This is a genomic window from Myxococcus vastator, assembly GCF_010894475.1.
GTDB classification, from domain to species: domain Bacteria; phylum Myxococcota; class Myxococcia; order Myxococcales; family Myxococcaceae; genus Myxococcus; species Myxococcus vastator.
The window spans coordinates 1-6,093 of sequence record NZ_JAAIYB010000487.1 but is presented as its reverse complement, the minus strand read 5'-3'; the positions used below and the strand labels follow the sequence as shown (position 1 = coordinate 6,093).

Annotated in this window: 5 protein-coding genes; all 5 read left to right on the top strand. The window is 70.4% G+C overall.

The window, feature by feature from the left end:
• Positions 1-124: 124 nt before the first annotated feature.
• The 5 genes from G4D87_RS32060 to thrA all read left to right on the top strand — a co-directional run bounded on the left by G4D87_RS32060 (position 125) and on the right by thrA (position 5,849).
• Entirely contained in the window at positions 125-1,135 is a 1,011-nt protein-coding gene (locus G4D87_RS32060) for a zinc-dependent alcohol dehydrogenase family protein (RefSeq protein ID WP_163786493.1), read from the top strand.
• 214 nt (positions 1,136-1,349) lie between these two features.
• Positions 1,350-1,976 (top strand): DUF47 domain-containing protein, encoded by a 627-nt coding sequence (locus tag G4D87_RS32055; protein WP_163786492.1) that lies wholly within the window; start codon positions 1,350-1,352, stop codon positions 1,974-1,976.
• Positions 1,977-3,002, top strand: coding sequence for an inorganic phosphate transporter (locus G4D87_RS32050; RefSeq protein WP_163786491.1), 1,026 nt, complete (start codon positions 1,977-1,979; stop codon positions 3,000-3,002). It abuts the gene before it with no gap.
• Positions 3,003-3,110: 108 nt separating this feature from the next.
• A complete protein-coding gene (locus G4D87_RS40050; RefSeq protein ID WP_275902315.1) occupies positions 3,111-3,242 on the top strand; it encodes a hypothetical protein in 132 nt (43 codons plus the stop codon).
• Positions 3,243-3,389: 147 nt separating this feature from the next.
• Positions 3,390-5,849, top strand: coding sequence for a bifunctional aspartate kinase/homoserine dehydrogenase I (gene thrA, locus G4D87_RS32045; protein WP_163786490.1), 2,460 nt, complete (start codon positions 3,390-3,392; stop codon positions 5,847-5,849).
• Positions 5,850-6,093 lie beyond the last annotated feature (244 nt).

Below are 6,093 nucleotides of genomic sequence, written 5' to 3'. Positions count from 1 at the left end.
CCCCTGGCCTCCGGGCAGGCGCACACGGCGAAACACTTCACTCCGGGCACTTCCACCCAGCCGGAGAGCCCTTCCCTCATTGGTTGCATGGCGGCCCTGACGGTCCGTGGATAGTCATGCCCGCATGAAAGCCTACGAACTGCAGCAGACGGGGAGCGCCGACGCATGGGTGCAGGTGGAGCGTCCGGCGCCCACGCCGGGCCCCGGCCAGGTGCGGGTCCGGATTCGCGCGGTGTCCCTCAACTACCGGGACCTCTACATCGCCCTGGGCCGCTATCCGGGAACGCGCCCCGCCTCCCTCATCCCCGTGTCGGACGGCGCGGGAGAGGTCGTGGCCGTGGGCCCCGGCGTCACCCGCGTGACGCCGGGTGACCGCGTGGCCCCCACCTTCTTCCAGACGTGGACGGCCGGCCCGCCCTCGCCAGAGAAGACGCAGAACGCCCTGGGTGGCAGCGTGGATGGCGTGCTGGCGGAGTACGTCGTCGTGGACGCCGAGGGGCTCGTCCTGCTCCCGGAGCACCTGTCCTTCGAGGAAGGCGCCACCCTCCCGTGCGCCGCCGTCACCGCCTGGAACGCCCTGGTCTCCGAGGGCCGGCTCCAGCCGGGCCAGACGGTGCTGGCGCAGGGCACCGGCGGCGTGTCCGTCTTCGCGCTCCAGTTGGCCAAGGCGCTGGGGGCTCGGGTCCTCATCACCTCCAGCCAGGACGCGAAGCTGGAGCACGCCCGGACCCTGGGTGCGGATGGCACCATCAACTACAAGAAGCACCCGGACTGGGAGGCGCAGGCGCTGGCGCTCACGGGCGGCCAGGGGGTGGACCACGTCCTGGAGGTGGGCGGCGAGGAGACCTTCCCCCGCTCCGTCCGGGCCACGAAGCCCGGGGGCCACATCTCCCTCATCGGCATGCTCAGCGGCGGCTTCGCCAGGCCGGACCCCGCCCTGGTGGAGCCCAAGAAGCTCGACGTCCAGCGGACTTACGTGGGCAGCCGCGCCATGTTCGAGGACCTGAACCGGCTCATCACCCAGCACCGCCTCAAGCCCGTCATCGACCGGAGCTTCCCCTTCGAGCAGGCGCGCGAGGCGCTGCGCTACATGGAGTCCGGTGCCCACTTCGGGAAGATTGCCATCGCCGTCTGAGCGGCCGGGCCGCGAGCAAGGCGGCCAGCCCTGGCTCCCCCCTCTGTCCCCGGAGGGCGCGCCCTAGCGAGGGTGGGAGCCACAGGCAAGTAGAAAGGAAGGCTGGAGATTCTCTCCACTTAGGGTAGTCACGGGCGCGCCACGGGCGCGTGACAGGCATGTCAACCGCCCTCAAGAACGGCGTCGCCTGCCCCCAGGCGACTTGGAGGGACGGATGCTCGAGAAGCTGATGCCGAAGTCGGACGAGTTCTTCGACGACTTCGATGCGCAATGTGCCGTCACCGTCGAAGGCGCGAAGATGCTCTACGCGCTGCTCAGTGACTACCGCGACGTCGCCGCGCGGGTCCAGGCGCTCAAGGACGTGGAGCACCGTGGGGACGAGGTCACCCACACCGCCTTCAACCGTCTGCACCAGCAGTTCATCACCCCGTTCGACCGGGGGCAGATTCACTCCCTGCTCTCCCGCATCGACGACGTGTTGGATTTGACCAACGCCGCCGCCGCCCGCCTGCACTACTACGAAATCCCGTCCAGCCTGCCGGACGCCACGGAGCTGGCGCGCCTGCTGGTGCTGTCCACGCAGAAGGTGCAGGAAGTGGTGGCCGCGCTGCGGCTCATCAAGAAGCCGGAGCAGATTCTGGCCGGGTGCAAGGAAATCAAGCGCCTGGAGACGCAGGCGGATGAAGCCCTGCGCGCGGGTGTCGGCCGGCTCTTCAAGAGCGGGGCGGACACGCTGCTCATCATCAAGTGGAAGGAGATCTACGACTTCATCGAGACCGCCACCGACAAGTGCCAGTCGGTGGCCAACGTCATCGAAGGCGTGGTGCTGGAGCACAGCTAAATGCTACTCGCCGCCGTCATCCTCATCGTCGCGGTCGCACTCATCTTCGACTTCATCAATGGATTCCACGACGCGGCGAACTCCATCGCCACCGTGGTCTCCACCCGAGTGCTGTCCCCCAACCTGGCCGTGGCCTGGGCCGCCTTCTTCAACTTCATCGCGGCCTTTGGCGGGGGCGTCCATGTGGCCAACACCATGGGCAAGGGCATCATCAACTTCGAGATGCTCCGGGCGCAGGGCCCCAGCGCGGTGCTCGCCGTCATCTTCTCCGCCCTCATGGGCGCCATCGTCTGGAACCTGCTGACGTGGTGGTGGGGCCTGCCCTCCTCGTCGTCCCACGCGCTGGCCGGAGGCATGATTGGCGCCACGCTGCCGGTGCTCGGCTTCGCCGGCCTGGTGGGCTCGGGCATCGCGAAGATCGCCGCCTTCATCGTGCTGTCGCCCCTCATCGGCATGACGCTGGGCATCGGGCTGATGGTGCTCAGCACCTGGACGGTGCACCGCCAGACACCGCTGAAGGTGGACTCGTGGTTTCGCCGGCTGCAGCTCGTGTCGTCCGCCATCTTCTCCTACAGCCACGGCACCAATGACGCGCAGAAGGTGATGGGCATCATCGCCGTGGTGCTCTTCGGCACCATCTGGAAGGACCGGCCGTTCCACATTGACTGGTGGATGATCATCTCCTGCCACGCGGCCATCGCCCTGGGGACCTTCTTCGGCGGGTGGCGCATCATCCGCACCATGGGCCACAGCCTCACCAAGCTGGCGCCCATTGGCGGCTTCGCGGCGGAGACGGGCGGCGGCGTCACCATCATCGCGCTCGCCCAGCTCGGCATCCCCGTGTCCACCACGCACACCATCACCGGCGCCATCGTCGGCGTGGGCGCCACCCGCGGCTGGCGCGCGGTGAAGTGGGGCGTCGCCGGCCGCATCATCTGGGCCTGGGTGTTCACCATCCCGGCCGCGGCGCTGACGGCGGTGCTTGTCTACGGCCTCACCCAACTGGTCATGCGCCTGGCAAGCTGAACGCCCGGGAGGGCTCGCGTTGACCTGCGCGAACCCTTCTCTGTCATGCGGGGACCTGCCGGGTCCCCTGCTTGACTTGCCGCGGCAAGTTCGGCCAGCCTTCCCTTCATGAACGGCGTCAACGGCCAGCACGCGCAGCGCGAGGGAACGACGCTCCTCGCCCGCGCGTGTGTCCTGACGACCGTGCTGACCACCACGACGACGACCTCTACGACTCCCCGCCGGGCGCGGGCGGTCTAGCGACGGAAGCCACCTTGGTTTCCAGCTCGGCCCCGCGCTCTCCGGCGCGGGGCTTTTTGTTTTCACATGCCGCAGGAGCCCCGACATGCAGCCCTCCCCGCAGACGCCGCCGCCCCGCCTCGCCGCCTTCCACGCAGAGGTGCGCTCATGAGGGTGATGAAGTTCGGGGGAACGAGCGTGGGCACCGCCGAGCGGATGCGCGGCGTGGCGGACCTGGCCGCGGCGGCGCGCGAGGAGACGCGGGTGATGGTGGTCGCCTCGGCGGTGAGCGGCATCACCAACCTCCTGGTGGACGCGGCCCGCGCAGCCCAGGAGGGCCAGCCGGTGGAGTCGCTCCAGGGCCGCTTCGAGGACGTCCACCGCGGCATCCTCCGCGAGCTGGCGGCGGAGCTGGGGGAGGCGCGGCTGCGCTCGCTGGAAGAGGGGCTCTCCGCGCTGGCCTCGGAGCTGCACGGGCTGCTGCAGGGCGTGGGGCTGCTGCGGGAATGTTCGCCCTCCGTGCTCGCGCACCTGTCCGGCCTGGGCGAGCGCGCCTCGTGCCTGATGCTGGGCGCGCTGATGCACGCGCGCGGACTGGAGCCGCACGCGGTGGAGCCACGGGACGTCATCCGCTGCGCCGGGGACCCGCTCCAGGCCACGCCGCTCCAGGAGGAGAGCCGGGCGCGCTTCCCGCCGCTGCGCGAGTCCAGCGGCCCCGGGCTGATGCTGATGCCGGGCTTCTTCGGCGGTGACGCCCGGGGCAAGACGATGTGCCTGGGCCGAGGTGGCTCGGACTATTCGGCGGCGCTGGCGGCGGCGGCGCTGGACGCGGAGCTGCTGGAGATATGGACGGACGTGGACGGCATCTTCAGCGCCGACCCGCGCCTGGTGCCGGAGGCCTTCCCGCTGCCCGAGGTGAGCTTCGAGGAGGCCATGGAGCTGGCGTACTTCGGCGCCAAGGTGCTCCACCCCAAGACGATTGCGCCCGCGCGCGAGCGCGGCATCCCCGTGCGCGTCTGCAACAGCTTCCGCCCCGACCACCCGGGCACCCGCGTCACCGACGACGCCGCCCCGCCCGAGCACCCGGTGCGTGGCCTGTCCTTCCTGCCCGGCATCGCCCTGGTGAACCTGGCGGGCGCGGGGCTCAAGGGCGTCCCGGGCACCGCCGCCCGCGTCTTCGAGTCCATGGCCCACGCCAGCATCTCCGTGGTGCTCATCACCCAGGGCTCCAGTGAGTGCTCCATCAGCTTCTGCGTCCAGCAGGCGGACGCGGAGCGCGCCGTGCAGGCCCTGGAGACGGCGTTTGAAATGGAGCGCGCGGCGGGCAAGGTGGACACCATCGAGCAGCAGCGCGGGCTCGCCGTGCTCAGCATCGTCGGGGATGGCATGCGCCACCGCGTGGGCGTGGCGGGCACCTTCTTCAGCGCGCTGGCGGACGTGGGCTGCAGCATCGCCGCCATCGCGCAGGGCTCCAGCGAGCGCAGCATCTCCGCCGTCATCGCGGAGGCGGACGGCCCCCGCGCCCTGGCCCACGTCCACGGGCGGTGCTTCGGCACCACGGAGGTCGTGGAGCTGCTGCTGGCCGGCGTGGGCAGCGTGGGCGGCGAGCTGCTCAAGCAGGTCCATCAGCAGGCGCCCAAGCTGCGCGCCCACGGCGTGGACCTGCGCGTCTGCGTCATCGCCAACAGCAAGCGCGTCGTGACGGCGAGCGAGGGCCTTCCCCTGGAGGACTGGAAGCAGCGGCTGTCGGCCGCCAGCGACGGCGCGCCCCTGGACGCCTTCCGCGACTGGGCCCGCGCGAAGCGGCCGGGCCGGCCCGTCTTCGTGGACTGCACCAGCAGCGAGGACATCGCGCTGGCCTACCCGTCGCTGATGGAGGCGGGGCTCCACGTCGTCACCGCCAACAAGAAGGCCAACGCCGGCCAGTGGAGCCACTATCGCAAGCTGCGCGAGACGGCCTCGCGCCACCAGCGCCGCTTCCTCTACGAGACGAACGTGGGCGCGGCGCTGCCCGTCATCGACACGCTGAAGAACATGCTGCGCACGGGAGACCAGGTGCTGCGCGTGGAGGGCATCCTCTCCGGCTCGCTGTCGTTCATCCTGGGCCTGACGGAGGAAGGCGTCCCCCTGTCACAGGCGGTGGGCACCGCCATGGAGAAGCGCTTCACCGAGCCCGACCCGCGCGACGACCTCCACGGCACCGACGTGGCGCGCAAGGTGCTCATCCTCGCCCGCGAGCTGGGCCGCGACGTGGAGCTGGCGCAGGTGACGCTGGACTCCCTGCTGCCGTCGGACTTCGATGCCACCGGGCCGCTGGAGGACTTCCTCGCCCGGCTCCCCCAGGTGGACGCCGCCTTCCAGCGCCGCGTGGAGGCCCTCCGCCAGGAGGGCAAGGTGCTCCGCTACGTGGGCAGCGTCACGGAGGACGGCTGCTTCGTCGGGCTCGTGCCGGTGCCCCTGTCCCACCCGCTGGCGGCGGTGAAGGGCGGAGAGAACGCGCTCAGCTTCACCTCGGAGCGCTACAGCCCCACACCGCTGGTGATTCGCGGCTACGGCGCGGGCGCGGCGGTGACGGCGGCTGGCGTGCTGGCGGACGTGCTCCGCCTGGTCGACGGGCCGCTCCCCTGAGTTGACGTCCGGTCCGACAGGTCCGCGGCCAATGTGCGTTTGAAGTTGGCTTCGGACTTGTCGACAATGCCCCGCCTGCCCTCGAATGCGCGAGCGGCATGGGGGAGAGAACCGAATGGACGTGACTCGCAAGCCGACCCGAGGCCTCACCCGCAAGGTGCTGGCGCTCGCATTCACCCTGGCGCTGACAACCGCGTGTCCCGGTGGTGATGACGACGGTGATGATGGCGGCGGAGGAGGAGGA